The sequence below is a fragment of the Streptomyces sp. TLI_146 genome (assembly GCF_002846415.1).
GTDB lineage: Bacteria > Actinomycetota > Actinomycetes > Streptomycetales > Streptomycetaceae > Streptomyces.
The window spans coordinates 6715585-6741216 of the sequence record NZ_PJMX01000001.1 but is presented as its reverse complement, the minus strand read 5'-3'; the positions used below and the strand labels follow the sequence as shown (position 1 = coordinate 6741216).

Genomic DNA, 25632 nt, shown 5'->3' with positions numbered 1-25632 from the left:
GTGGGTCACGAGGTGACCTGGGCGGAGAGGTCGGCGACGACCGGGCCGGGGCCGGGCACCGCGCTGAGGGTGAGCACCATGGTCATACCGCCGCCGGGGGTGTCCTCGGCGGTGAGGGTGCCGCCCATCGACTCGACGAATCCCCGGGCGACCGCGAGCCCCAGGCCGACTCCGGCGCCGCGCGGAGCGTCACCGTACCGCTGGAAGGGCTCGAAGATCCGTTCCTTGCTGTCGTCGGGGACGCCGGGGCCGCGGTCGGCCACCCGGACCTCCACGCGGTCGCCGAGGGCGCTGGCGGCCACCAGGACGGGCACGGCGTCGGGGCTGTACTTGACGGCGTTCTCGACGATGTTGGCGACGGCCCGCTCCAGCAGCCCGGAGTCGACGGCGACCATCGGCAGGCTCTCGGGGATGTCCAGTTCGACACTGTCCTCGGGGACGCCGCCGAGCGCCATCGGGACCACCTCGTCGAGGTCGATCCCGCGGATGATCGGCCGGACGGTGCCGGTGTTGAGGCGGGACATGTCGAGCAGGTTGCCGACGAGGTGGTCGAGCCGGTCGGCGCCGTCCTCGATGCCCGCCAGGAGCTCGGCCTCGTCGTCCTCGGACCAGTCGACGTCGTCGGAGCGCAGCGAGGTGACGGCGGCCTTGATGGAGGCCAGCGGGGTGCGCAGGTCGTGGCTGACGGCGGCGAGGAGCGCGGTGCGGATGCGGTTGCCCTCGGCGAGCTTGCGCGACTCCTCGGCCTCGTCGACCAGGCGCTGGCGGTCCAGGACGACGGCGGCCTGGGCGGCGAAGGCGCCGAGCACCCGGCGGTCCTCGGCGGGCAGCACCCGGCCGCTCAGCGCCAGCGCCATGTGGTCGCCGACCGGCATGTCGACGTCGGCGTCCTCGGGGCGGGCCACGGGGTGCGGGCCGACGCTGCCCGCGCAGGTCCACGGCTCGACGTCGCCCGCCCGTTCCAGCAGGGCCACGGACTCCATGGCGAAGGTCTCGCGGACGCGCTCCAGGAGCGCGTCGAGGGTGGTCTCGCCGCGCAGCACGCTGCCGGCCAGGAACGAGAGGATCTCGGACTCGGCGCGCAGCCGGGCCGCCTGGTGGGTGCGGCGGGCCGCGAGGTCGACCACGGAGGCCACCGACACCGCCACCAGGAAGAAGATCGCGATGGCCAGGATGTTCTTGGGGTCGGCGATGGTGATCTGGTGGACGGGCGGGGTGAAGTAGTAGTTCAGCAGGAACGAGCCGAACGCGGCGGAGGCGAGCGCCGGCATCAGTCCGCCGAGCAGGGCCGCGGCGACCGTGAGCGTCAGGAAGAGCAGCATGTCGTTGGCGAGCCCGAGGTCCGCGTCGACGTTGGTCAGCAGCAGCGTGAGCAGCGCCGGGCCCGCCATGCCCGTCAGCCAGCCCCAGATGCTGCGGGCCCGCCCGAGCCGGGCGCCGCGCGCCACCGGGAGGCCGCGCCCCTTGGCGACCTCCTCGTGGGTGACGATGTGGACGTCCAGGTCGGGCCCGGACTCGCGGGCCACGGTGGCACCGACGCCCGGCCCGAAGACGTACTGCCAGGTCTTGCGGCGGCTGGAGCCGAGGACGATCTGGGTGGCGTTGACGCCCCGCGCGAACTCCAGGAGGGAGGCGGGGACGTCGTCGCCTATGACGTGGTGAAACGTTCCACCGAGGTCTTCGACCAGAGTGCGCTGGACGGCCAGCTCCTTGGGCGAGGCGGAGGTCAGCCCGTCGCTGCGGGCCACGTACACCGCGAGGATCTCGCTGCCGGAGCCCTTGGCGGCCATCCGGGCCGCGCGCCGGATCAGGGTGCGGCCCTCGGGTCCGCCGGTCAGACCGACGACGATCCGCTCCCGGGCCTGCCAGGTGGAGCGGATGTTGTGCTCGCCCCGGTACTGCTGGAGGTACTCGTCGACCCGGTCCGCGACCCACAGCAGCGCGAGCTCGCGCAGGGCGGTCAGATTGCCGGGGCGGAAGTAGTTGGACAGGGCCGCGTCGACCTTGTCGGACTTGTAGATGTTGCCGTGCGCCATCCGGCGGCGCAGCGCCTGGGGCGACATGTCGACGAGCTCGATCTGGTTCGCCCGCCGCACCACCTCGTCGGGCACCGTCTCGCGCTGGCGCACGCCGGTTATCGACTCGACGACGTCGCCCAGCGACTCCAGGTGCTGGATGTTGACGGTCGACACCACGTCGATGCCCGCCTGGAGCAGCTCCTCGACGTCCTGCCAGCGCTTGGTGTTGCGCGAGCCGGGCACGTTGGTGTGGGCGAGCTCGTCCACCAGGGCGACCGCGGGCCGGCGCTCCAGGACCGCGTCGACGTCCATCTCGGTGAAGGTGGAGCCTCGGTACTCGATCGTGCGCCGCTGGACCTGCTCCAGACCGTGCAGCATCACCTCGGTGCGCGGGCGCCCGTGGTGCTCCACGAACGCCACCACGCAGTCGGTGCCGCGCTCCACGCGCCGGTGTCCCTCGGACAGCATCGCGTACGTCTTGCCGACGCCCGGTGCCGAACCGAGGTATATCCGAAGCTTGCCGCGTGCCATGGCCCCATTGTCTTTCAGAGAACTGCCGTCTACGCGCTGTCGACCTTACGGCCCCCGATTCCGGCAAATCGGACCGGGGGTGCGGCTGAGCTGCCGTATTGACGTGATTCTGATGCGCGAGGCGGGGCCCGGGGCGGTCAGCCGTGGTCGATGATCCGCCCGTCGCTCAGCTCAAGGACGCGGTCCGCGAGCCCGAGCAGCTGGGAGTCGTGGGTGGCGACCAGGGCGGTGACGCCCTCGCTGCGCACGACCGCGCGCAGCAGCTCCATGACGGCGAGCCCGGTCTCGGCGTCCAGCTGGCCGGTGGGCTCGTCGGCGATCAGGAGCGCGGGCCGGTTGGCGAGCGCACGGGCGATGGCGACCCTCTGCTGCTGGCCGCCGGAGAGCTCGCCGGGGCGCTGCTGGGCGTGGTCGCCGAGCCCGACCAGGGCGAGCAGCAGCTCCACGCGCGCGTCGCGCTCGCGCGGGTCGGCCTTGCGCAGCCGCATCGGGACGCCGACGTTCTCGGCGGCCGACAGGATCGGGATCAGTCCGAAGGACTGGAAGATGAAGCCGATCCGGTCCCGGCGCAGCGCGAGCAGCCCCTCCTCGCCCAGGTCCGCCAGGTCCGTGGAGTCGACGGTGATCCGGCCGCCGTCGGGCCGGTCGAGCCCGCCGACCAGGTTGAGCAGGGTCGTCTTGCCCGACCCGGAGCGCCCCTTGAGGGCGACGAGCTCGCCGCGCGGCACCTCGAAGGACACCCCGCGCAGCGCGTGGACGGCGGCGGCGCCCTCGCCGTACGAGCGGCGCAGGTCCTCGACGACGACCATCGGCCCGGTGCCCGGCTGCTCGGCGACGGCCGTGCCGCGCCCGCTGGTGCTCTCGCTCATTCCCACTCCCCCGTACGCGTGTTCCCCGGCCGCGCCAGTATGTGCAGCGGGCACCCGTCCGGGCAATGCCCGCGTACGCCGACGGGCCGCACCCCGCGAAGGGGTACGGCCCGCCGAAGAACCGGAACCGGTCAGCGCACCTCGGTGATCTCGGGGCCGCGCTGGAGCTGGCCCATGCCGCCGGAGAAGCGCGAGCCCTCCTGCTCCTCCGTCTGGACGCCGTCGGGCATCATCTGCGCGTCGTCCGGCAGCTTCAGGACGATCGGGTCGCGGGGGGCCATCGGGCCCTCGCCGCGCACGACGACCGTGTCCTGGAAGATCTGCTCAAGGAGCCCCGCGGCCTGCGGCTGCACCGCGCCCTGGCCGGAGATCACACCGCGCAGGAACCAGCGCGGCCCGTCCACGCCCACGAAGCGGACCAGCTGCACCCCGTTCGTACCGTCCGGGAGCTGGACCGGCACCTGGGCCCGCAGCTCCCAGCCCAGCGGACCCTCGACCTCGTCGATGACGCCGCCCTGCTGGGTGATGCCGGAGGCGATCTCCTCGCGGACCTCGCCCCAGATCCCCTCGTTCTTGGGGGCCGCGAAGGCCTGCAGCTGTACGGCGCTGTCGCGCAGCACGACGGTCGCCGCGACGATGGCGTCGCCCGCGACCTCGACCCGCAGCTCCATGCCCTCGACCCCGGGGACGAACAGGCCGCCCAGGTCGACCCGGCCCTCGCCCGCCTCGGAGACCTCGGAGATGTCCCACGGACCGTCCGGCCGGGGCGCCGGCGGCAGGTTCACCCTGCGCGGCTCGTCCGCGTCACCGGCGTAGTCGGCATCGGCGTAGTCGCCGTCTTCAGCATCGATGCCGTCGACGACCTGCTCGGCCTCGCCCGCCGCGTCTTCGGCGGATCCGCTCTTCTTGCGACGTCCGAACACGTCACTGTCCTTCCCGGTCGGATACGACCGAAGCGTATCGATTCCCACCCGTAGTGCCGTCCACGGCGGAATGACCGCCGGTGGAACCGAAGCCCCCCTCGGCCCGCGCCGAGCCGGGAAGCTCCGCCACCTCGTGGAAGCGCACCTTCTCGACCTGCTGGACGACAAGTTGGGCAATCCGGTCGAATCGCTCGAACCGCACGGTCTCGCGCGGGTCGAGATTGACCACGATCACCTTGATTTCCCCACGGTACCCGGCATCCACCGTCCCCGGGGCATTCACCAGGGCGACACCGCAGCGTGCGGCCAGGCCGGACCGCGGATGCACGAAGGCCGCGTACCCGTCGGGCAGGGCGATACTCACCCCGGTCGGCAGGACGGCCCGCTCCCCCGGGGCGAGCTCGGCGGCCTCGGTGGTGACGAGGTCGGCCCCCGCGTCGCCGGGGTGCCCGTACGCCGGGATCGGCACGTCCGGGTCGACCCGGCGGATGAGGACGTCTACGGGGTTACGGGTCACGGGTTCACCTCGAAGGCGCGGGCGCGCCTGACCTGGTCGGGGTCGGACATGACGGCCTGGATCTCCTGCGGGCGGCCGTTCTCGATGAAGTGGTCGACCTTCACCTCGATGAAGAGGGCGTCGGCCCGGACCGCCACCGGCCCGTCGGGGCCGCCTATCCGCCCGGTCGCCGTGGAGTAGATCTTCCGGCCGTCGACGGCGGTGACCTCGGCCTCCAGGAACAGCACGGTGTCCACCGGCACGGGCCGCACGAAGTCGGTCTCCAGCCGGCCGGTCACCGCGATCGTCTGCAGCAGCCAGTTCAGCGAGCCGAGCGTCTCATCGAGCGCGGTGGCGAGCACCCCGCCGTGCGCGAGACCGGGCGCGCCCTGGTGCGCGGGGCGCACGGTGAACTCGGCGGTGACGGTCACGCCCGCACCGGCCCGCGCCTCCAGGTGCAGTCCGTGGGGCTGTCCGCCGCCGCAGCCGAAGCAGTGCTCGTAGTGCGCGCCGAGCAGCTCGCCCGGGGCGGGCGCGTCGGGGTGCCGGACCGGCGGTTTCGCGTCGGCCGGGGGCGTCAGGGACGCAGATCTAGCAGTCACAGCCGCTGACCTTACCCGCGGTCCCGGGCGCCGGTCGCGCCGTGCCAAGCTTGCTGTCATGCAGCCGAACGCCCCTCAGTACACCGAACGCCTCACCGCCCCCCGCTCGTGGTGGCTGATCGCCGCCCTGGTCGGGGTGGCGTGCGCGCTGATGCTGCTGCCGCTGGGCGGCCTGCCGCTGCTCGCGGGCCTGATCGGCGGGACGGCCGCGGCCGCGGTGGTGGTGAGTTCGTACGGGTCGGTACGGATCCGGGTCGTTGCGGGCACCCTGGTGGCGGGCGACGCCCGGATCCCGGTGGCGGCGCTCGGCGAACCCGAGGTGCTGGACGCGGAGGAGGCCAGGGCCTGGCGCCTGCACAAGGCCGACCCGCGCGCCTTCATGCTGCTGCGCAGCTACATCCCGACGGCGGTGCGGGTGGAGATCACCGACCCCGAGGACCCGACCCCGTACGCCTACCTCTCCACGAGGGCCCCCCAGGCACTCAAGGCGGCACTGGACGGGGTGCGGTCGGCTCTTTAAGGGGCGCGGGGCGCCGGCTCACGTTTTCAGGGCCCTACCCGACGTGGTGCCCGCCTTCAGGGGCGCGGGGAACTGCGCGACCAGCCCAGGACGGCCCGCGGCCGAAGAAACAACGCCTCCGGCGAAGCGCCTAGTGCCCGAGCTCCTTCGGGATCTCCCCGGGCCGCAGCGGATCGGCGGGCTGCTCCAGCGCCGGGAGCGGCGGCAGCGCGTCCCACGGCACCTGGTGCTTGCGCAGATCGTCGCGCACATGCGCCGCGACCTTCTTCGTATCGCGCCGGTTCATCACCGCGCCCACCGCCGCCCCGACCATGAACGGCGTCAGGTTCGGCAGATTGCGGACCATGCGCTTCATGATCTGCTGGCGCAGTTCGCGTTTCATCTGGCCGCCGAGCGCGGCATTGATGGTCGCCGGTTTGGTCACCTGGACGCCGCGCTCCTCGGTCCAGGACGTCAGATACGCCATGGAGCGCTCTTTCAGATTGCCGGGCGGGCGCATCCCGTAGACCTCGTGGAGCTCGGCGATGAGCTTGAGTTCGATGGCGGCGACGCCGGTGATCTCGGCGGCCAGCTCGGCCGGCATGGCCGGCGGGACGGGAAGCATCGCGGCGGCGCCGATGCCCGCGCCCACCGTGGACGTGGCGTTCGCGGCGCCCGCGATCAGTTTGTCGGCGATTTCCTCCGGGCCGAGACCCGGGAATTGCCCGCGCAGGGTCGCCAGGTCGCGGACCGGAATGCGCGGGGCGATGTCGATGACGCGGTCGGCGAGGTGCCCGATTCCCGCCTTGGCACTCGCTCCGCTCCAGCGGACGCCCTTCTTGAGCGCGGGGACGCCCCTGGTGGCGGCGGCCCGGCGCAGGGCGTCCAGGCGTCGGGCCCCGGCCGCGGGCCCCGCCTGGTCGTCCAGTGCTGCTTCGAGCGAGGCCGGCCGGCCCCGCTCGTCCTCATGTGCACGAGCGGCAGAGCTCACCGCGGGGAGGGCGGAGGGCTCGGTGGGCGTCTGGACGCCCTCTGCCGGGCCTGTGCCGCCCTGTGACACCTCGGGCGTACCCGAGGCACCCTTTCGCCGGAACGGTCGCTTCCGGGGCGGTTCGGCGCCTGCCACAGCCTGCCTGATCAGTCGCAGTCGCGGCAGATCGGCTGGCCGTTCTTCTCCCGGGCCAGCTGGCTGCGGTGGTGCACGAGGAAACAGCTCATGCAGGTGAACTCGTCGGCCTGCTTGGGCAGGACCCGGACGGCGAGTTCCTCGTTGGAAAGGTCCGCGCCGGGCAGTTCCATGCCCTCCGCGGCCTCGAAGTCGTCGACGTCGACGGCCGAGGCGGACTTGTCGTTCCGCCGGGCCTTCAGTTCCTCAAGACTGTCGGAATCGACGTCGTCATCGGTCTTGCGTGGGGTGTCGTAGTCCGTTGCCATGTCGCTCTCCCCCTCTGGGTGGTTGCGGTGTCTCCAGCGCACGTAACGCGTGAGAGGCCGGACTTGTGCCCGACCCGAGGCGGAGATTTTGCCTCACATCAAGGTCTGTTACTCAATCGACACCCAGCCGCACTCCTCAAGAGTGATCGTCTTGGATGGCGATCGGGACCGTACACGGTCCGAATGTCGCACTTCACGGGCGTCACCCCGTGTACTTCCCGTGATCTCACCCCCCGGAAACCCGGACTTTTCCCGGTTTTCCGGGGGAAGCCTTGATCACGGAGAGTAGATGGCCGGTTTTTTGTCCCTGTGATTGATCACACACGGATATCTTCGGAACAGGTCCCGAAAATTCCGCTCAAAGCGAACTTCTCGACAGCATCGAAAAGCATCTCAGACAGGCAGGGTGACACGCATCACGAGGCCGCCTCCCTCACGGGGCTCCGCGATGATACGGCCTCCGTGGGCCCGCGCGACGGATCGGGCGATGGACAGGCCGAGCCCGACGCCCTTGTCGCTGCCGGTCCGCTCGGTCCGCAGCCGCCGGAACGGCTCGAAGAGGTTGTCGATCTCGTACGCGGGAACCACCGGTCCCGTGTTCGAGACCACCAGGACCGCCTGGCCGTCCTGGAGCTCGGTGGTCACCGAGACCCAGCCGCCCTGCGGCACGTTGTAGCGCACGGCGTTCTGCACCAGGTTCAGGGCGATCCGCTCCAGCAGCACGCCGTTGCCCTGGACCACCGCGTACGCCCGCTCGCCGCGGATCTCCACGCCCTTGGCCTGGGCCTCGCCGCGGGCCTGGTCGATGGCGCGGGAGGCGACCTCGGCCAGGTCCACCGGCTTGCGGTCGACGATCTCGTTCTCGCTCCGGGCCAGCAGCAGCAGGCCCTCCACCAGCTGCTCGCTGCGCTCGTTGGTGGCGAGCAGCGTCTTGCCCAGCTGGTGGAGCTCCACGGGCGCCCCGGGATCGGAGAGGTGGACCTCCAGGAGCGTGCGGTTGATCGCCAGCGGGGTCCTCAGCTCGTGCGAGGCGTTGGCGACGAACCGCTGCTGGGCGGTGAAGGCCCGCTCCAGGCGGTCCAGCATGTCGTCGAAGGTGTCCGCGAGCTCCTTGAGCTCGTCGTCCGGGCCGTCCAGCTCGATCCGCCGGGTCAGGTCGGTCCCGGCCACCCGGCGGGCGGTGCGGGTGATCCGGCCCAGCGGCGACAGGACGCGGCCAGCCATCGCGTAACCGAAGGCGAAGGCGATGACGCTCAGGCCCACCAGGGCCATCAGGGAGCGGGTCAGCAGGCTGTCCAGGGCGTGCTGGCGCTGCTGGGCCATGCACCGGCTGATCGCGTCGTTGAACTCCTGGGCGTTGCCCGTGGCCGGGATCTGGCAGCTGCCGCTGGCCACCGTCACGTTCTGCCCGCTGAGGATCTTGAAGGGGGTGTTGCCCGAGTGCAGCGCGGCCGCCGCCAGCAGATAGATGATCGACAGCAGCAGGATGCCCGCGATCATGAACATGCCGCCGTAGAGCAGGGTCAGCCTTATGCGGATGGTCGGGCGCACCCAGGGGAACGGGGGCTCTGCTCCCCGGGGGTCCCAGGTGGGCTTCGGTGGCGCCGCGGGTGGCGCGGGGGTGGTGGCCATCGCGTCAGATCCGGTATCCCGAGCCGGGCACCGTGACGATGACGGGCGGCTCGCCGAGCTTGCGGCGCAGCGTCATGACCGTCACGCGCACCACGTTGGTGAACGGGTCCGTGTTCTCGTCCCAGGCCTTCTCCAGGAGCTGCTCGGCCGAGACGACCGCGCCCTCGCTGCGCATCAGCACCTCCAGGACCGCGAACTCCTTCGGGGCCAGCTGGATCTCCTTGCCGTCGCGGAAGATCTCGCGCCGGTTGGGGTCGAGCTTGATGCCCGCGCGCTCCAGGATGGGCGGCAGCGGCACCGTGGTGCGCCGCCCGAGGGCCCGCACCCGGGCGGTGAGCTCGCTGAAGGCGAACGGCTTGGGCAGATAGTCGTCGGCGCCGATCTCCAGGCCCTCCACCCGGTCGCTGACGTCGCCGGAGGCGGTCAGCATCAGGACCCGGGTGGGCATCCCCAGCTCGACGATCTTGCGGCAGACGTCGTCGCCGTGCACCAGTGGGAGGTCCCGGTCGAGCACGACCACGTCGTAGTCATTGACCCCGATGCGCTCCAGGGCGGCCGCGCCGTCGTACACGACGTCGACGGCCATCGCCTCCCGGCGCAGTCCGGTGGCCACCGCATCGGCGAGCAGCTGCTCGTCCTCGACGACGAGTACGCGCACGGCGCATTTCCTTCCTGTGAGCCCTGGCGGGCCGGTGTTGCCCCGTGGGCGCCTGTGGACCCCGCGCGGGCGTTCCTGGGCCCGTACGGGCGGTTCTGTGGGCACTGAAGCAGTGACTGTGTGCTTCCATCCTGCCCCTAACGGCCATAAACCGGCGGTAAGACGGTGCCACCGGCCGTCCGCCGCCCGACCTGCGGCTTCCCGGGCCGTCCGGGAATTACGGGGATTGCCGCGCGAGTTGAGGTTTCTCGTACACCGGGTCTGGGGAGGACGACTGCACACCCGCGATCACGCCCTGTATGTGGCATGCCACGTACAGGTTGCCCGTGATCGTGACCCCGTCGGCACACCCCCGTGCCACCGCCACCGACCCACGACGAGGGGGCGCACCATGGACGCATTCACCGCAGGACTGCTGCAGCGCATCAAAGCCACGGAGACGGACCTCACGCTGGCTCGCGAGAACGGTGACGACTTCCTCGCGGAGGTCGAGCAGGCCGAGCTCGACGATCTCCATCGCCTCGCCGCCGAACACGGCGTCGAGGTGGCGGCCGCGGCACACTGACACGCCGCAGGAGACCCCCGGCACCGCGGGACGGTGCCGGGGGTCTCCGCTGTCCGGGGCCCGGCGGCTCAAAGACAGGCTCTCAGTCGTGCCAGGCGCCGTGCTCCTCCAGGAGGGCCTGGAGGGGGCCGAAGAGCTCCGGGGTCGCCGCGATCGTCAGCTCGCGGGAGGGCGGGTCGCCCGCGCGCCCGCCGGTCAGGGCGCCCGCCTCGCGCGCGATGAGGTCGCCCGCCGCCAGGTCCCAGGGATTGAGCCCGCGCTCGTAGTACGCGTCGAGCCGCCCGGCCGCCACGTCGCACAGGTCGATCGCGGCCGAGCCGCCGCGCCGGATGTCCCGGAACCGCGGGATCAGCCGCTGGACGACGGACGCCTGGTGGGCGCGGACCGACTGCACGTAGGCGAAGCCGGTGCCGAGCAGGGACTGCTCCAGCGGGGCGGCCGGGCGGCAGCGCAGCCGCCGCTCGCCGAGGAACGCGCCGCCGCCGAGCACCGCGTGGTACGTCTCGCCGCGCATCGGGGCCTCGACCACGCCCGCGACCCGCACGCCGTCGCGCTCGGCGGCGATGGAGACGGCCCAAGTGGGCAGCCCGTACAGGTAGTTGACGGTGCCGTCGAGCGGGTCGATGACCCAGCGGACGCCGCTGGTGCCCTCGCTGGAGGCGCCCTCCTCGCCGAGGAAGCCGTCGGCGGGGCGGTGCTCGGAGAGGAAGCCGGTGATCAGTTTCTCGGCGGCGATGTCCATCTCGGTGACGACGTCGATGGAGCTCGTCTTGGTGGCGGCGACGCCCAGGTCGTCCGGGCGCCCGTCCCGCAGCAGCGCCCCGGCCCGGCGGGCGGCCTCCAGGGCGAGCGCGAGCAGTTCTGCGTTCTCGGCGTGCCCGGCGTTCTCGGCGTGCCCGCCGTTCTCGACGCTCTCGGCGTTGTCGGTCATCGTCGCTCCTTACGCGTACGGGCTGTCGGCGCCGGCCGCGGCGGGCCGGGGGGCGCGGGCCGGGCAGCAGCCGACCGGGCAGAGGTCGTGAGAGGGGCCGAGCGCGCCCAGGGCGCAGCGCTCGACGCTCGCCCCGCGCTCGGTGGCCGCCCGCTCCAGGACGAGCTCGCGCACGGCGGCGGCGAACCGGGGGTCCGCGCCGACCGTGGCGGAGCGCACGACCGGCAGACCGAGCTCGGCGGCCTTGGCGGTGGCCTCCGTGTCCAGGTCGTACAGGACCTCCATGTGGTCCGAGACGAAGCCGATGGGCACCATCACGACCGCGGGCACGCCCTTGCCGTGCAGCGTCTCCAGGTGGTCGCAGATGTCCGGCTCCAGCCAGGGGATGTGCGGGGCGCCGGAGCGGGACTGGTAGACGAGCTCCCAGGGCCGCTCCACGCCGGTCTCCTCGCGCACCGCGTCGGCGATCAGCCGGGCCACGTCCAGGTGCTCGCGCACATAGGCGCCGCCCTCCCCGTGCTCCTCGGCCGGGCCGGAGGTGTCGGCGGAGGCGTCCGGGATCGAGTGCGTGGTGAACGCGAGGTGGGCGCCGGCGCGGACCTCCTCGGGGAGGTCGTTCAGCGAGGCCAGGACGCCGTCGATCATCGGGCGCACGAAGCCGGGGTGGTTGAAGTAGTGGCGCAGCTTGTCCACGCGCGGCGGCTCGACGCCCTCCGCCTCAAGGGCGGCCAGCGCGTCCGCCAGGTTCTCCCGGTACTGGCGGCAGCCCGAGTACGACGCGTAGGCGCTGGTGGTGAGCACGAGGATGCGGCGGTGGCCCGCCAGGGCCATCTCGCGCAGGGTGTCCGTCAGGTACGGCGCCCAGTTCCGGTTGCCCCAGTGGACCGGGAGGTCCAGGCTGTTCTGCGCGAAGTCCTCGCGCAGCGCGTCCAGGAGGGCGCGGTTCTGGTCGTTGATGGGGCTGACCCCGCCGAACAGGAAGTAGTGCTGCCCCACCTCCTTGAGCCGCTCCTTGGGGATGCCCCGGCCGCGCGTCACGTTCTCCAGGAACGGGACCACGTCGTCGGGGCCCTCGGGGCCGCCGAAGGAGAGCAGCAGCAGGGCGTCGTACGGAGCCGCGTCGCCGGCCGCTCCAGGAGCTTGATCGCGCAGATCGGACATGACATCGATCCTGCCATCCGCCACTGACAACCGGGCCACCGGGAATCCCGGAAAACCCCGTGCGCCCCGGACGCTCGCCACCGTAGAGTTCAACACCGTAAGCTTTAGAACTTAAGTACCTAGTGCCTCACCCGCACGGTTGAGCCGGAAGCCGGAGCGCCCATGTCCAGTCCGTACCGCGCGATATTCGCCGCCCCCGGCACCAAGCGGTTCTCCGCGGCCGGGCTGCTCGGCCGGATGCCGCTGTCCATGATGGGCATCGGCATCGTCACGATGGTCTCCCAGCTCACCGGCCGCTACGGGCTGGCCGGGGCGCTCTCCGCGACCCTCGCGATGTCGGCCGCCGTGCTCGGGCCGTACATCTCGCGCCTGGTCGACCGGCACGGCCAGCGCCGGGTGCTGCGCCCCGCGACGCTCGCCGCGGTGGCCGCCGTGGCCGGGCTGCTCGTCTGCGCCCAGCAGGGCGCGCCGGACTGGTCGCTGTTCGTGTTCTCGGGAGCCGCGGGCTGTGTGCCGAGCGTCGGCTCCATGGTCCGGGCCCGCTGGGCCGAGCTGTACCGGGGCGACGGGCAGAGCCTGCACGCCGCGTACTCGTGGGAGTCGATCGTCGACGAGCTCTGCTTCATCGTCGGGCCGATCCTCTCCATCGGACTCTCCACCGCCTGGTTCGCCGAGGCGGGGCCGCTGATGGCGGCCGGGTTCCTGGTCGTCGGCGTCTTCTGGCTGACCGCCCAGCGCGCCACCGAGCCCGTGCCGCACCCGCGCGAGCACCACACCGGCGGCTCCGCGCTGCGCTCGCCCGGCCTCCAGGTCCTCGTCGCCACCTTCGTCGCCACCGGCGCGATCTTCGGCGCGGTCGACGTGGTCACGGTGGCCTTCGCGGACGAGCGCGGCCACAAGGCGGCGGCCAGCCTGGTGCTCGCCGTCTACGCGCTCGGCTCCTGCCTCGCGGGAGCGGTGTTCGGGCTGCTGCGCCTCAAGGGGGCCCCGGCCACGAGGTGGCTGGTGGGAGTGTGTGCGATGGCGGTGAGTATGATCCCGCTCCAACTGGCCGGGAGCCTGCCGTTCCTGGCCGTGGCGCTCTTTGTCGCGGGCCTGTCCATCGCACCGACGATGGTGACCACCATGGCCCTCGTCGAACAGCACGTACCGCGCAGCAAGCTCACCGAGGGCATGACCTGGACGAGTACCGGGCTCGCGGTCGGTGTGGCGCTCGGGTCGTCGGCCGCCGGCTGGGCGGTGGACGCGGCGGGCGCGCGCTCGGGGTATCTGGTGCCCGTCGTGGCGGGAGCGCTCGCGGCCGCGGTGGCGTTCCTGGGGTACCGCCGGCTGCGCAGGCCGGCGCCGCAACGGGAGGGGCTCGGAGCAGATGAGCGGAGCGAGCAGCAGCACGTGGCGTAACTGGGCGGGCAACGTGACGGCCCGGCCGGTGCGGGAGGTCTCGCCCGCCTCGGTGGCCGAACTGGCCGACGCCGTGCGCCGGGCGGCCGAGGAGGGCCTGAAGGTGAAGGCGGTCGGCACCGGCCACTCCTTCACCACGGCCGCCGCCACCGACGGCGTGCTCATACGCCCGGACCTGCTCACCGGCATCCGGGAGATCGACCGTACGGCCATGACCGTGACCGTCGAGGCGGGCACGCCCCTGAAGCGGCTGAACACGGTCCTCGCGCGCGAGGGCCTCTCGCTCACCAACATGGGCGACATCATGGAGCAGACGGTCGCCGGGGCCACCTCCACCGGCACCCACGGCACCGGCCGCGACTCGGCCTCGATAGCCGCGCAGATCACGGCGCTCGAACTGATCACCGCGGACGGCTCGCTGCTGAAGTGCTCGGCCGAGGAGAACCCCGAGGTCTTCGCGGCGGCCCGGATCGGGCTCGGGGCGCTCGGCGTCGTCTCGGCCCTCACCTTCGCCGTGGAGCCCGAGTTCCTGCTCACCGCGCGCGAGGAGCCGATGACCTTCGACAAGGTCACCTCGGAGTTCGACGCGCTGCACGCGGAGAACGAGCACTTCGAGTTCTACTGGTTCCCGCACACCGGCAACTGCAACACCAAGCGCAACAACCGCAGCGCCGGTCCCGCCGCCCCGCCCGGCCGGGTGAGCGGCTGGATCGAGGACGAGTTCATGTCCAACGGCCTCTTCCAGGTCGTCTGTTCGCTGGGCCGGGCCGTCCCCGCGACGATCCCCGCGATCGCCAAGGTTTCCAGCCGCGCCCTCTCCGCCCGTACGTACACCGACATTCCGTACAAGGTCTTCACAAGTCCGCGTCGGGTGCGGTTCGTGGAGATGGAGTACGCGGTGCCGCGCGAGGCCGTAGTGGCGGCGCTGCGCGAAGTGCGGTCGCTGGTCGAGCGGTCGAACCTGCGGGTGAGCTTCCCGGTCGAGGTGCGCACCGCCCCGGCCGACGACATCGCGCTCTCCACGGCGTCGGGGCGCGACACCGCGTACATCGCCGTGCACATGTACAAGGGCACGCCGTACCAGGCGTACTTCACCGCCGTGGAGCGGATCATGACCGCGCACGCGGGCCGTCCGCACTGGGGCAAGGTGCACACCCGCGACGCCGAGTACTTCGCCGAGGCCTATCCGCGCTTCGGCGAGTTCACGGCGCTGCGCGACCGGCTCGACCCGGACCGGCTGTTCGGCAACGCGTATCTGCGCCGGGTGCTCGGGGACTGACCTCCTAAGGCGCGGGCGGGGTCGCCGCGGACCCCGTTCCCGCACCGGTGTCCGGGGTGGTGTCGCCCGAGCCGGTGGACGGCGGGGGCGACGGCGGCGGTGTCGGGGTGCCGCCGGTGGAGGCCGAGGGGGTCGGGGTGGGGGTGGGCGTCGGGGTGGTGCCGCCCGCGCCCGAAGTGCCGCCCGTGGCGGGCGTTCCAGCGGTCCCCTGCCCGGGGTCCGGCGAGGTGGACGTGCCCCCGTCGGCGCCCGTGCCGGGCGTGTGCGGGGTGCGCCGCCCGGGGTCGGAATCCTTCTCCGAGTCCCGCTGCGACGACTTGCCGCCGCCCCCGCCGCCGCTCACGACCGAACCGAAGGTGGTGCCGCCCTTGCCGCCGCCCAGCTCCCCGCCGGACGCCAGTTCGTAGGCGGTGATGCCGCCCATCGCGACCGCGAAGACGACGGCGGCGCCGAGCGCGGACCGCTTCCAGCCGCGCAGCCGCGTGCCGTGGACGGTGGCCGCGCCGAACTCGCCCTCGCGGACGTCCTCGTACGCCGGACGGCCCGGATCGCGGCGCGCCCTGGGCAGCGACTGGACGGTGACGTCGCGCAGTTGTTCCCCGGTACGGCGGAACAGGTGCTGGAAGACCGTGCCGCCGCAGGTGGCCACGACGCTCACCACACCGGCGCCGACGATCGTCCCGTAGACACCGAGTTGGGAGGCGAGCACGGCGGCCGCGATGGCCGCGAGCGCGCTGCCCGCGACCTGGGGCACACTCAGGTCGAGTCGCCTCTCGTCCTGCTTCGTCCCGGTATCCGGCTTGTCACCCATTTTCAGCCTCTGTTCGCCCTTCTCCACGCTTCTCCGTGAGCTTGTACGTAGTGGGGACCTATGGGCGAAGCGATTAGTTCCGTTTCTGGTGATTCTGTGAAGCACGACACGTATGAAGTGCGTATTCGCAGGGCGCACGGCGTTCAACTCCCGCCCCCCAGGAGAACTTGGGCGGCGCGGCGGTCCACCCAGGTGGCCCGAATGGAGTACTGTGGCGAGCCCTGGGCCTGGTCTCCCTCGCGGGTTTCCGGGCTCTGCGGGAGGGGGCCGAAAGCGGCACTCGAACCGGCGGCGCCGCGGCACCGCACGGACGCCTGCTGTCCAGAGCGACCACTTCGGTCACTCTGCGTCGCGAACAGGTAACCGTGCCATAACGGCGTTCCAGGGCCCATGCCCGACACGCCGGGCAACTCGGCAAGGTTGTGGCAGGCTGCACCCGGGCAGGCCACACTCGACTAGCGGAAGCAGCGACGCAGGTGACGTCGGCAGGCACCACCCGGGAGGTCCCCATGCCCGAACTGCGTGTCGTGGCCGTCTCCAACGACGGCACACGACTGGTGCTCAAGGCTGCGGACAGCACGGAGTACACGCTTCCGATCGATGAGCGGCTGCGCGCCGCCGTGCGCAACGACCGCGCCCGGCTCGGGCAGATCGAGATCGAGGTCGAGAGCCACCTCCGGCCTCGCGACATCCAGGCACGGATACGTGCGGGTGCCTCCGCCGAGGAGGTCGCCCAGCTCGCCGGGATCCCCGTCGACCGGGTCCGGCGCTTCGAGGGCCCGGTGCTCGCGGAGCGTGCCTTCATGGCCGAGCGGGCGCGCAAGACCCCCGTGCGGCGCCCCGGCGAGAACACCGGTCCCCAGCTCGGCGAGGCCGTCCAGGAGCGGCTGCTGCTGCGCGGCGCCGACAAGGACAGCGTCCAGTGGGACTCCTGGCGCCGCGACGACGGCACCTGGGAAGTCCTGCTCGTGTACCGGGTGGCCACCGAGCCGCACGCGGCGAGCTGGACCTACGACCCGCCGCGCCGGCTCGTCCAGGCCGTCGACGACGAGGCCCGTTCGCTGATCGGCGAGAGCGACGACACCCCCGAGCCGAGCTTCCCGTTCGTGCCGAGGATCGCCCGGCTGCCCCGGGACCGGCCGCTGGACCGCGCCCTGGACCGCCAGTTGGAGCGCCCCACCGCGCCCGCCCCGGAACCGGCGGCGGACGAGAGCGACTCGCTCACCAGCCTCCTGGAGGCCGTGCCGAGCTTCCGGGGCGACATGGTGGTGCCCGAGCGGCCCGCCGCTCCGCCGGAGCCCCCGGCGAGCGAGCCCGAGGCGGAGCCCGAGGTCGAGGAGCCGCCCGCACCGGCGGCGTCGGCGGGCGCCGGCGCGGCGTACGCGGACGTCCTGATGCCCCGCTCGGTGGCCGGTCACCGTGATCGCCTCACCGGCACCACGGACCGCCAGGCCGAGGCGGACGGCGTCCGGCCCGGCCGCCGGGCGGCCGTGCCGAGCTGGGACGAGATCGTCTTCGGAACCCGGCGCAAGAAACAGGAGTAGGACGGCCCCGTGCATCCGCGTGGGACACGTCGATACGAGCCGAGGGGCCCGCGCCGAGCGCGGGCCCCTCGTCGTGCGCTACTGGGGGTCGGGGCCCGTCGCGACCGGGCGGGACTCGTCCGCGGACCACTGCGACCAGGACCCGGCGTAGAGCGCGGCCGGGATCCCCGCGACCGCCAGGGCCAGCACCTCGTGGGCGCCGGAGACCCCGGAGCCGCAGTAGACGCCGACCTCGGTGCCGGAGGCGCCCAGGGCCTTGAAGCGGTCAGCGAGGACCTCCGGGGCCAGGAAGCGCCCGTCGGGGCCCACGTTCTCGGTGGTGGGGGCGGAGACCGCGCCCGGGATGTGGCCGCCGACCCGGTCGATGGGCTCGACCTCGCCCCGGTACCGCTCCCCCGCGCGGGCGTCGAGCAGCAGTCCGGAGCGGGCGAGCGCGGCCGCCCCGTCCGCGTCGAGCAGGCCCACCGCGCCGGGCTCGGGGGCGAAGTCGCCCTCGGCGGGCGCCGGGACGTCCGTGGACAGGGCGCCGGTCCAGGCGGCGAGCCCGCCGTCGAGGACCCGGACGTCCCGGTGACCCGTCCAGCGCAGCAGCCACCAGGCGCGCGCGGCCGCCCAGCCCTGGCCGCCGTCGTAGACGACCACCGGTGTCCCGGCGGACACGCCCGCGCGGCGCATCACGGCGCCGAACGCCGCCACGTCGGGCAGCGGGTGGCGTCCGCCCGCGCCGGGTGGTCCCGCCAGCTCCTCGTCGAGGTCGACGAAGACCGCGCCGGGCAGGTGCCCGGCCTCGTACTCGGCCCGGCCGTCGAAGGCGGCGGCACCGGCCGCCTTCGCCACGCTGAGCTGCCAGCGGACGTCCAGGAGCACCGGGGGGCGGGCCCCGGCCAGCTCGGCCGCCAGTTCGGATGCGCTGATGATGGCGTTCATGGGGCCATCCTCGCGCAGTGGGCGGCGCCGCGTAACGGTCGCGAAACGGATGAGAAATGCCAAAGCGGGCATGCTCCTGCGGGAACGCGCCAAAAGCGGCGCGGCCGGGGGGCGCTCGGCCGTCGGTGGTGCAAGCATCTGCGAGGGGTGGGCGCCGGCGCGGCCCGGCCGTCCGCCTCTTCAGGGCGCGTTCCCCCCAGCGATGGTCCGAGGAGAGAGTCACGATGTCCCAGGCAGAGACCCGGCGCACGCCCGGCACACCCTGCTGGGTGAGCCTCATGGTGCACGGCCTGGCTCCTACCCAGGAGTTCTACGCGGCGCTGTTCGGCTGGGAGTTCCGGCCGGGGCCCGCCTCGCTCGGCCCCTATGTGCGGGCGCTGCTCGACGGCGCCGAGGTCGCGGGCATCGGCCAGCTGCCGCCCGACCGCCATCTGCCGATCGCGTGGACGACGTATCTGGCCACCGACGACGCCGACGCGACGGCCGAGACGATCCGGCACTGCGGCGGCACGGTCGGGGTCGGGCCGCTGGACGCGGGCGACGCGGGCCGCCTGGTGATCGCCTCGGACCCGGAGGGCGCGGTCTTCGGCGCCTGGCAGGCGCAGGCGCACGTCGGCACGATGGTGGCGGGCGCGCCGGGCACGCCCGTCTGGAACGAGCTGGTGACCCGCGAGACGTCCACGGTCGGCAAGTTCTACGAGTCGGTGTTCGGCTACGACAAGGAGGCGGTGGTCTCGGCCGACTTCGACTACGTGACGCTGCACATCGACGGCCGCCCGGTCTGCTCCCTGCACGGCGTCGGAAACGCCCTGCCGCGCGACAAGGGCGCGCACTGGATGACGTACTTCGAGGTCGCGGACACGGACGAGGCGGCGGCCAGGGTGGTGGAGCTGGGCGGCCAGGTGCTGAGGCCCCCGCACGAGGGATCCAGCGGCCGCACGGCGACGGTGGCGGACCCGGAGGGAGCGGTGTTCACGGTGGTCCGGTCAGCCCCCTAGGGGCGCGGGGCCGTGGCATTCGGCGGCTCCGCCGGGTGGCCGCGGCCGAGATCCGGGCCTGCGCGGATGCGGCTACGCGTCGACCGGCAGCACGTCGGGCGACAACGCGGCCGCCCGCGCGGCCGCGGCCGTCATCCGCCGCCGGTGGTGGCGCCGGCACAGCACCTCGTACCCGATCTCGTCCTCGGACTGGTTCACGTCACCGACCACGACCTGCGCGCCCTCGACCACCATCTCCCCGCCGCGCGTACGCGCGTTGTGCGTGGCCCGCGCCCCGCACCAGCAGAGCGCCTCGACCTGGAGGACCTCGACGCGGTCGGCCAGCTCGACCAGGCGCTGGGAGCCGGGGAAGAGCTTGGAGCGGAAGTCGGTGGTGATGCCGAAGGCGAAGACGTCCAGGTCGAGGTCGTCGACGACCCGGGCGAGCTGGTCGATCTGGTCGGGCGCGAGGAACTGCGCCTCGTCGGCGATCACGTAGTCGCAGCGGCCGCCCTTGGAGAGGTGGGCGACCAGATACGCGTAGAAGTCGAAGCCGTCGGCGGCCTCGACGGCGTCCGTCACCAGGCCGAGCCGGGAGGACAGCTTGCCCTCGCCCGCGCGGTCGTCCCGCGTGAAGATCATGCCCTGGAGGCCGCGCGCGGAGCGGTTGTGCTCGATCTGAAGAGCGAGGGTGCTCTTTCCGCAGTCCATCGTTCCGGAGAAGAACACCAGCTCGGGCATGGGAGGGTGACGGCCTTTCGGATCTGCGCACGCGTCCGCGTACGTCCGCGTGGAGGAGAGGAGGGGGAAGTGCGGAAGGGTTACGAGCGTACTTCGAGGAGCGGTACGAGCTGCTCGACGGGGGTCATCGAGCCGTGCATGCCGACCATCGCGGACTCGTGCGGCTCGTTCCGCGAGGCGGTGATCACCACGTCGGCGCTCGCGGCCGCGACGACGTCGCCGATCCGCCCGTACACCCGCTCGTCGCAGACGCCCGGGGCCCCGAACCAGCCCGCCGCTATCGCCTCGTCGCGGCTCGCCACCCAGAACTGCTCGCCGAGCACCTCGCGCCAGACGGTCAGTACGTCGGCCTCGGCGGCCGGGACCGCGTAGACGTGCCGGGCCCGGCCCTCGCCGCCGAGCAGGGCGACTCCCGCGCCCAGCTCCCAGTCCTCGTCGAAGTCGATACGGGACTCTTCGTCGAAGGGGATGTCGATCATGCCGTGGTCGGCGGTGACATAGAGCGCGGAGCGCGGCGGCAGCTGCTCGGCGAGGCGCTGGACCAGCCGGTCGACGTACATCAGCTGACCGCGCCAGGCGTCCGAGTCGACGCCGAAGCGGTGGCCCTTGCCGTCGACCTCGCTGTAGTACGTGTAGACCAGCGAGCGGTCCCCGGCGGCCAGTTGCGCGGCCGCCAGGTCCATCCGGTCCTCGCCGGTCAGCCGGCCGTGAAACGTTCCGCCACTGAGCGCGACCTTGGTGAGCGGGGTGTGCTGGAAGGTGGGCGAGGAGACCTGGGCGGTGTGCACCCCGGCCGCGTCGGCCAGCTGGAAGACCGTGGGGTACGGCTGCCAGACGTGCGGGTCGGTCCAGGGCTTCCAGCGGAGCTGGTTCATCAGCTCGCCGGTCTGCGGGTTGCGCGCGGTGTAGCCGGGCAGGCCGTGCGCGGCGGGCGGCAGGCCGGTGCCGACGGAGGCGAGCGAGGTGGCGGTGGTGGCGGGGAACCCGGCGGTGATCGGCCGTCCGGTGCCGCCGCGCGAGGTGGCGAGCAGCCCGTGCAGATAGGGCGCCTCGTCGGGGTGGGCCTTGATCTGCTCCCAGCCGAGCCCGTCGATCAGGAACACACAGTTCCGGTCGGCCGGGGTCAGCTCGGGGATGGCGGCGCTCACGCCGGGCACGCCCATGCCGGCCGCGAGGGTGGGCAGCAGGTCGGCGAGCGAGCCGCTGCCGTACTCGGGCAGGGGGGCGGTGTCGAGGGCGAGGGGTTCCGGGTCCTGCCAGGCGGGCTGGGCCATCAGCGGGCGGTGGCCGCGGTGGCTTCGGAGAGCGCCTGGGCGAAGTCGAGGGTCTGGCGCACGGTGTCCGGGCCGTCCCCGGCCTCGCTGACGCGCAGGCTCAGGTCGTCGGCGGTGGAGTTGCCGGTGTAGCCGTGGTCGGCGTCGCAGTTGGGGTCGCCGCAGGCGGCGGGCTCCAGGTCGATCCGGGAGACCGCGCCCCAGCCGATGGTGAGGACGACCTCGCGGGGCAGGGTGCCCGGGGTGTACGACTCGGGGTTGGCGACCACGCGGCTGACGACCACGGACGAGATCCGGTCGAGCTTCACGGACTCGGTGGACGTCGTCGCGTACGGCGTCGGGGAGCTGGTGTCGGCGTTCTGCTCGTCGGTGTGGCTGACGATGAAGCGGTTGCCCGTCAGGACCAGGACCGTCACGTGGCGGCGCACCTCGTTGGCGTCGAAGGTGGTCTCCTGGTGGACCAGGTACGACGCGATGGGCTCACCACCGACGGCGGCCTCCACCGCCTCGGCCACAAGGGCCGGGTAGTAGCCGCTGCGCTCGATCGCCGCGCGCAGCCCCTGGGTCATCGTGCCGGTCTTCGCCATGAGCTCCATCCTACGGGGCCTTCGGGCCCGATCGTTTCAGTAGCTGGGCAGGCGCCTGGGCCCCAGGTCGGAGCGGGGCGGCGGGGGCGCGAGGCGCAGGCTCGCGCCGAGTACGGAGAGGCCGTGCTGGGCGACGACGACCGGTTCCAGGGAGACGGCGACGACCTCGGGGTGGTCGTCGACCAGGCGGGAGACCCGGAGCAGCAGCTCTTCGAGGGCGGCCGTGTCCACCGGCGCGGAGCCGCGCCAGCCGAAGAGGAGGGGCGCGGTCCGGATCGACCTGACCAGCTCGGCGGCGTCCCGGTCGGTGGCGGGGACCAGCCGGTGGCCGGTGTCGCCGAGCAGCTCGGAGGCGGCTCCGGCGAGGCCGAAGGAGAGCACGGCGCCGACGGCCGGGTCGATGGCGGCGCGGACGACGGTGTCCACGCCGCGCGGTGCCATCGCCTGGACGACCGGCAGCAGCTCCTCCGGCTTGCCCAGGACCTGGGTCAACTCGGCGTACGCACGCCGCAGTTGCTCCTCGTCGGCGAGGTCGAGGCGGACACCGCCGAGGTCGGGGCGGTGGCGCAGATGGGGGGCGGTGGTCTTGAGGGCCACGGGGTAGCCGAGGCGGGCGGCGGCGTCGACGGCGGCGTCCGGATGGGGGGCGGGCAGGGCTTCGCGGACGGGGATGCCGTAGCGGGCGAGGAGGGCGGCGGCCTCGGTGGCGGCGAGGGTCGTCCCCCTGGGGTCGCCGTCCCCGAGCAGCCGCTCGATGTCGGCGGCGGCGCCGGTCTCGTCGATGTCGTCGTACTCCGGCACCCTGCCCTGCTCGGCGGCCTGCCGTCGCCACTGTCCGTAGCGGACGGCCTCCGCGAGGGCGCGTACCGCGCGTTCCGCGGCGGGGTAGGCGGGGATGGTGTTTTCTCCCCCACCCCGCCCCTTCCCGAGACCCTCCGGGGGTGGGGGTGGGCTGAGGAGGGAGGGGACACCCGGAGGCTGCGCCCCCGGCCCCCCAGCGGGGCTGCGCCCCTGCACCCCCTCGGGGCTCCGCCCCGGAACCCCGGTGGGGGGCTGGTTCGGAACCCCGGTCGGGGTCTGGGCCGGAGAGCCGGTGGAGGTGGCTGCGGGCTGTGCGCCCTGGCTGCCGGTGGGGGGCTGGCCCGGGGCCCCGGCGTAGATCTGGCCCGGAGCGCCGGTGGGGGGCTGGCCCTGAGCCCCAGAAGCGGGCGCTGCGGGGGCGCGGTGCTGGGGTGTGCGGCGGGCCGTGCTCGCCGCGCTTGCCAGGGCTTCTGCCAGGCCTCCCAGCTCTACGTGCACCACCGCCACCGGCTTCGCCGGCGCCGTCGCCGTGGCCTGCTGGAGCGCTGTGGCCAGGGCCTCGTCGGGGTAGCCGGGCTCGCCCACCCAGGGGATCGCCGTGACCACCACCGCGTCGCAGAACTCGTCCGCCAGGGCGCGGGCCAGCGCGTCCCGGAAGTCCTCGGGGGTGGCCGCCGTCGTGAGGTCGACCGGCGGGTGCGGGCGCAGGCCCTCCGTGAGGCAGGCGTCGTACGTGAGGAGGCCGAGGGATTCCGAGTTGCCGAGGATGGCCACGCGCGGGCCCGCCGGGAGCGGCTGGCCCGCCAGGAGGACGCCCGCGTCGACCAGCTCGGTCACCGTGTCCACCCGGATCACGCCCGCCTGGCGCAGCAGCGCCGACACGGCCGCGTCCGGGACCCGGGTCACCGGGACCGCGTGGCCGGGCGGCGTCGAGCCGCTGTGGCGGGCGCCCTTCACCGCCACCACCGGCTTCACCGCCGCCGTCCGCCGCGCGAGCCGGGTGAACTTGCGCGGGTTGCCGATGGATTCGAGGTACAGCAGGACCACGTCCGTGTCCGCGTCCTCGTACCAGTACTGGAGGATGTCGTTGCCCGAGACGTCCGCCCGGTTGCCCGACGAGATGAACGTCGACAGGCCCGCGCCCCGCCGGTGCAGGCCCGACAGGAGCGCGATCCCGATCGCGCCCGACTGGGTGAACAGACCGATCCGGCCCCGCTGCGGCGGCTCGGGGGCGAGCGAGGCGTTCAGGCGCGTGCCCGGTGCGGTGTTGATGACACCGAAGGCATTGGGACCGATCAGCCGCATCCCGTACGACCGCACCTGCCGCAGCAGTTCGCGCTGGCGCTCCCGCCCGGCCGCGCCGCTCTCGGCGTACCCGGCGGACAGGACCACCAGACCCTGCACCCCGTGCTCGCCGCACTCCGCGACCGCCTCCGGCACCCGCTCGGCCGGGACCGCGACCACCGCGAGGTCGACCTGTTCCGCGAGGTCGCCGAGCGAGCGGACGGCGCGGACGCCGTCGATCCGCGAACCCCCTTCGGGGAACGCCCGGTTGACCGCGTACGCGCGTCCCGTGAACCCCGCCCCGAGCAGGTTGCGCAGCACCGTGCGGCCCACGCCGCCGGGCGCGCGCCCGGTGCCGATCACGGCCACCGAACCGGGGGCCAGCAGCCGCTGCACCGACCGCGCCTCCGCGCGCTGCTCGCGGGCGCGCTGCACGGCCAGCGACTCGGCGGTCGGCTCCAGATCGAGCGTGAGATGGACCGAGCCGTCCTCGAAGGAACGCTTCTGCTGATAGCCCGCGTCCGTGAACACCTTGATCATCTTGATGTTGGCGGGCAGCACCTCCGCCGCGAACCGCCGGATCCCCCGCTCGCGCGCGACCTCCGCGATGTGTTCGAGCAGCGCGGAGGCGACCCCGCGTCCCTGGTGCGCGTCCTGGACCAGGAACGCCACCTCGGCCTCGTCGGCCGGCGCCGAGGCGGGCCTGCCCTGCGCGTTGATCCGGTCGAAGCGGACGGTCGCGATGAACTCGCCGCCCACCGTCGCCGCGAGCCCGACCCGGTCCACGTAGTCGTGATGGGTGAAGCGGTGCACGTCCTTCGCCGACAGCCGGGGGTAGGGCGCGAAGAAGCGGTAGTACTTGGACTCGTCCGACACCTGCTCGTAGAACGAGACGAGCCGCTCCGCGTCGTCGGCCGCGATGGGCCGGATCCGTGCCGTCCCCCCGTCGCGCAGCACGACGTCGGCCTCCCAGTGGGCCGGGTACGCGGGGTCCTGCGTCTTCTCCTGCGGAGCCTGCATACGGGCAGCCTACGGGTCGCGGGGCCGCCGCGGTCAGGTCAAGGTGGGGGGCAAGGTGGAGAGGGCGGCCAGGGCCGAAGGGCCGCCGGATCCGGGACCGACGTCGGCACGAGCACTGCGCAGGACATGAGAGACTGGTCTAGACAACCGTCAGAGATTTCGAAGGGCATCACCATGGCTGAGCGCCGCGTCAATGTCGGCTGGGCCGAGGGCCTGCACGCCCGCCCCGCTTCCATCTTCGTCCGCGCCGCCACGGCCTCCGGCGTCCCCGTGACGATCGCCAAGGCCGACGGCAACCCGGTCAACGCCGCCTCCATGCTCGCGGTGCTCGGCCTGGGCGCGCAGGGCGGCGAGGAGATCGTGCTGGCTTCCGAGGCGGAGGGCGCCGAGGCGGCCCTGGAGCGCCTGGCGAAGCTCGTCGCGGAGGGCCTCGAGGAGCTCCCCGAGACCGTCTGACCGCATCCGGTCGGCCGAACGGCCGGGACCGGCGCGTCACCGCACTTCGCGAAAGAAGCCGCGGACCCTGAATTCAGGGTCCGCGGCTTCTTTCTTTTGGACGGGAGGATCAGGTCGCGTTGCGGTCCCGCCCAGGCAGTCGAATTCCTGCGGCGATTTCAGGCAGCGCAAAAGGAGCCCACCCCGGCACTCCCTTTGTATACGGCGATCC

Annotated in this window: 24 protein-coding genes; 7 read left to right on the top strand and 17 right to left on the bottom strand. The window is 72.9% G+C overall.

Features of this window, described 5'->3' with window-relative positions:
* Positions 1–5 precede the first annotated feature (5 nt).
* The 5 genes from BX283_RS30125 to BX283_RS30105 all read right to left on the bottom strand — a co-directional run bounded on the left by BX283_RS30125 (position 6) and on the right by BX283_RS30105 (position 5439).
* Positions 6–2549 carry a sensor histidine kinase KdpD gene (locus BX283_RS30125; RefSeq protein WP_101390607.1) on the bottom strand — a complete coding sequence of 848 codons (2544 nt, stop codon included), beginning with the start codon at positions 2547–2549 and terminating at the stop codon, positions 6–8.
* Positions 2550–2686: 137 nt separating this feature from the next.
* Entirely contained in the window at positions 2687–3418 is a 732-nt protein-coding gene (locus tag BX283_RS30120; RefSeq protein WP_101390606.1) for an ABC transporter ATP-binding protein, read from the bottom strand.
* A 131-nt stretch (positions 3419–3549) separates the two neighbouring features.
* Positions 3550–4341, bottom strand: a complete 792-nt coding sequence (locus tag BX283_RS30115) for a DUF3710 domain-containing protein (RefSeq protein ID WP_101390605.1) — start codon at positions 4339–4341, stop codon at positions 3550–3552.
* Position 4342: 1 nt separating this feature from the next.
* On the bottom strand, positions 4343–4858 hold the full coding sequence (gene dut, locus BX283_RS30110) for a dUTP diphosphatase (protein ID WP_101390604.1): 516 nt from the start codon (positions 4856–4858) through the stop codon (positions 4343–4345).
* Positions 4855–5439 carry a PaaI family thioesterase gene (locus BX283_RS30105; RefSeq protein ID WP_101390603.1) on the bottom strand — a complete coding sequence of 195 codons (585 nt, stop codon included), beginning with the start codon at positions 5437–5439 and terminating at the stop codon, positions 4855–4857. The genes dut and BX283_RS30105 overlap by 4 nt, the downstream gene beginning before the upstream one ends.
* Before the next feature lie 58 nt (positions 5440–5497).
* Between BX283_RS30105 and BX283_RS30100 the strand changes: the two genes are divergently transcribed.
* On the top strand, positions 5498–5959 hold the full coding sequence (locus tag BX283_RS30100) for a DUF3093 domain-containing protein (RefSeq protein WP_101390602.1): 462 nt from the start codon (positions 5498–5500) through the stop codon (positions 5957–5959).
* Between the two features lie 130 nt (positions 5960–6089).
* Here the strand turns inward: BX283_RS30100 and BX283_RS30095 are convergent, their stop codons facing one another.
* The 4 genes from BX283_RS30095 to BX283_RS30080 all read right to left on the bottom strand — a co-directional run bounded on the left by BX283_RS30095 (position 6090) and on the right by BX283_RS30080 (position 9662).
* A complete protein-coding gene (locus tag BX283_RS30095) occupies positions 6090–7064 on the bottom strand; it encodes a hypothetical protein (RefSeq protein ID WP_101390601.1) in 975 nt (324 codons plus the stop codon).
* Positions 7065–7075: 11 nt separating this feature from the next.
* Positions 7076–7372 carry a DUF4193 domain-containing protein gene (locus tag BX283_RS30090; protein ID WP_067165176.1) on the bottom strand — a complete coding sequence of 99 codons (297 nt, stop codon included), beginning with the start codon at positions 7370–7372 and terminating at the stop codon, positions 7076–7078.
* 393 nt (positions 7373–7765) lie between these two features.
* Positions 7766–9004 (bottom strand): HAMP domain-containing sensor histidine kinase, encoded by a 1239-nt coding sequence (locus BX283_RS30085; RefSeq protein ID WP_101390600.1) that lies wholly within the window; start codon positions 9002–9004, stop codon positions 7766–7768.
* Positions 9005–9008: 4 nt separating this feature from the next.
* A complete protein-coding gene (locus tag BX283_RS30080; RefSeq protein ID WP_101390599.1) occupies positions 9009–9662 on the bottom strand; it encodes a response regulator transcription factor in 654 nt (217 codons plus the stop codon).
* A 391-nt stretch (positions 9663–10053) separates the two neighbouring features.
* Here BX283_RS30080 and BX283_RS40785 point away from each other — a divergent pair, with 391 nt between their 5' ends.
* The gene (locus BX283_RS40785) at positions 10054–10227 is read left to right on the top strand and encodes a hypothetical protein (protein WP_180357287.1); all 174 of its coding nucleotides are present in this window, start codon (positions 10054–10056) and stop codon (positions 10225–10227) included.
* An 82-nt stretch (positions 10228–10309) separates the two neighbouring features.
* Here BX283_RS40785 and BX283_RS30075 read toward each other — a convergent pair whose 3' ends face one another.
* Entirely contained in the window at positions 10310–11158 is an 849-nt protein-coding gene (locus BX283_RS30075; protein WP_101390598.1) for an inositol monophosphatase family protein, read from the bottom strand.
* 9 nt (positions 11159–11167) lie between these two features.
* Positions 11168–12319: a ferrochelatase gene (locus BX283_RS30070; RefSeq protein WP_101390597.1), complete on the bottom strand. Its 1152-nt coding sequence runs from the start codon at positions 12317–12319 to the stop codon at positions 11168–11170.
* Positions 12320–12481: 162 nt separating this feature from the next.
* Here BX283_RS30070 and BX283_RS30065 point away from each other — a divergent pair, with 162 nt between their 5' ends.
* Positions 12482–13720: an MFS transporter gene (locus BX283_RS30065; protein WP_101390596.1), complete on the top strand. Its 1239-nt coding sequence runs from the start codon at positions 12482–12484 to the stop codon at positions 13718–13720.
* Positions 13689–14999 carry a D-arabinono-1,4-lactone oxidase gene (locus BX283_RS30060; RefSeq protein WP_101390595.1) on the top strand — a complete coding sequence of 437 codons (1311 nt, stop codon included), beginning with the start codon at positions 13689–13691 and terminating at the stop codon, positions 14997–14999. The genes BX283_RS30065 and BX283_RS30060 overlap by 32 nt, the downstream gene beginning before the upstream one ends.
* Before the next feature lie 4 nt (positions 15000–15003).
* Here BX283_RS30060 and BX283_RS30055 read toward each other — a convergent pair whose 3' ends face one another.
* On the bottom strand, positions 15004–15810 hold the full coding sequence (locus tag BX283_RS30055) for a hypothetical protein (protein WP_101390594.1): 807 nt from the start codon (positions 15808–15810) through the stop codon (positions 15004–15006).
* A gap of 509 nt (positions 15811–16319) precedes the next feature.
* Between BX283_RS30055 and sepH the strand changes: the two genes are divergently transcribed.
* Positions 16320–17354 (top strand): septation protein SepH, encoded by a 1035-nt coding sequence (gene sepH / locus BX283_RS30050; protein ID WP_101390593.1) that lies wholly within the window; start codon positions 16320–16322, stop codon positions 17352–17354.
* Between the two features lie 78 nt (positions 17355–17432).
* Here sepH and BX283_RS30045 read toward each other — a convergent pair whose 3' ends face one another.
* Positions 17433–18281 (bottom strand): sulfurtransferase, encoded by an 849-nt coding sequence (locus BX283_RS30045; protein ID WP_101390592.1) that lies wholly within the window; start codon positions 18279–18281, stop codon positions 17433–17435.
* A 224-nt stretch (positions 18282–18505) separates the two neighbouring features.
* Between BX283_RS30045 and BX283_RS30040 the strand changes: the two genes are divergently transcribed.
* Positions 18506–19279, top strand: a complete 774-nt coding sequence (locus BX283_RS30040; RefSeq protein WP_101390591.1) for a VOC family protein — start codon at positions 18506–18508, stop codon at positions 19277–19279.
* Positions 19280–19351: 72 nt separating this feature from the next.
* Here the strand turns inward: BX283_RS30040 and BX283_RS30035 are convergent, their stop codons facing one another.
* The 4 genes from BX283_RS30035 to BX283_RS30020 form a co-directional block, all read right to left on the bottom strand.
* Complete coding sequence (locus BX283_RS30035; protein WP_101390590.1) at positions 19352–19999, bottom strand: thymidine kinase; 648 nt, start codon at positions 19997–19999, stop codon at positions 19352–19354.
* 80 nt (positions 20000–20079) lie between these two features.
* Positions 20080–21273 carry an alkaline phosphatase family protein gene (locus tag BX283_RS30030; protein ID WP_101390589.1) on the bottom strand — a complete coding sequence of 398 codons (1194 nt, stop codon included), beginning with the start codon at positions 21271–21273 and terminating at the stop codon, positions 20080–20082.
* Positions 21273–21860 carry a DUF5998 family protein gene (locus BX283_RS30025; RefSeq protein ID WP_067167157.1) on the bottom strand — a complete coding sequence of 196 codons (588 nt, stop codon included), beginning with the start codon at positions 21858–21860 and terminating at the stop codon, positions 21273–21275. The genes BX283_RS30030 and BX283_RS30025 overlap by 1 nt, the downstream gene beginning before the upstream one ends.
* Before the next feature lie 36 nt (positions 21861–21896).
* Entirely contained in the window at positions 21897–24965 is a 3069-nt protein-coding gene (locus BX283_RS30020) for a bifunctional GNAT family N-acetyltransferase/acetate--CoA ligase family protein (RefSeq protein WP_101390588.1), read from the bottom strand.
* Positions 24966–25139: 174 nt separating this feature from the next.
* Here BX283_RS30020 and BX283_RS30015 point away from each other — a divergent pair, with 174 nt between their 5' ends.
* Positions 25140–25421 carry an HPr family phosphocarrier protein gene (locus BX283_RS30015; RefSeq protein ID WP_067165150.1) on the top strand — a complete coding sequence of 94 codons (282 nt, stop codon included), beginning with the start codon at positions 25140–25142 and terminating at the stop codon, positions 25419–25421.
* The last annotated feature ends 211 nt before the right edge of the window (positions 25422–25632 follow it).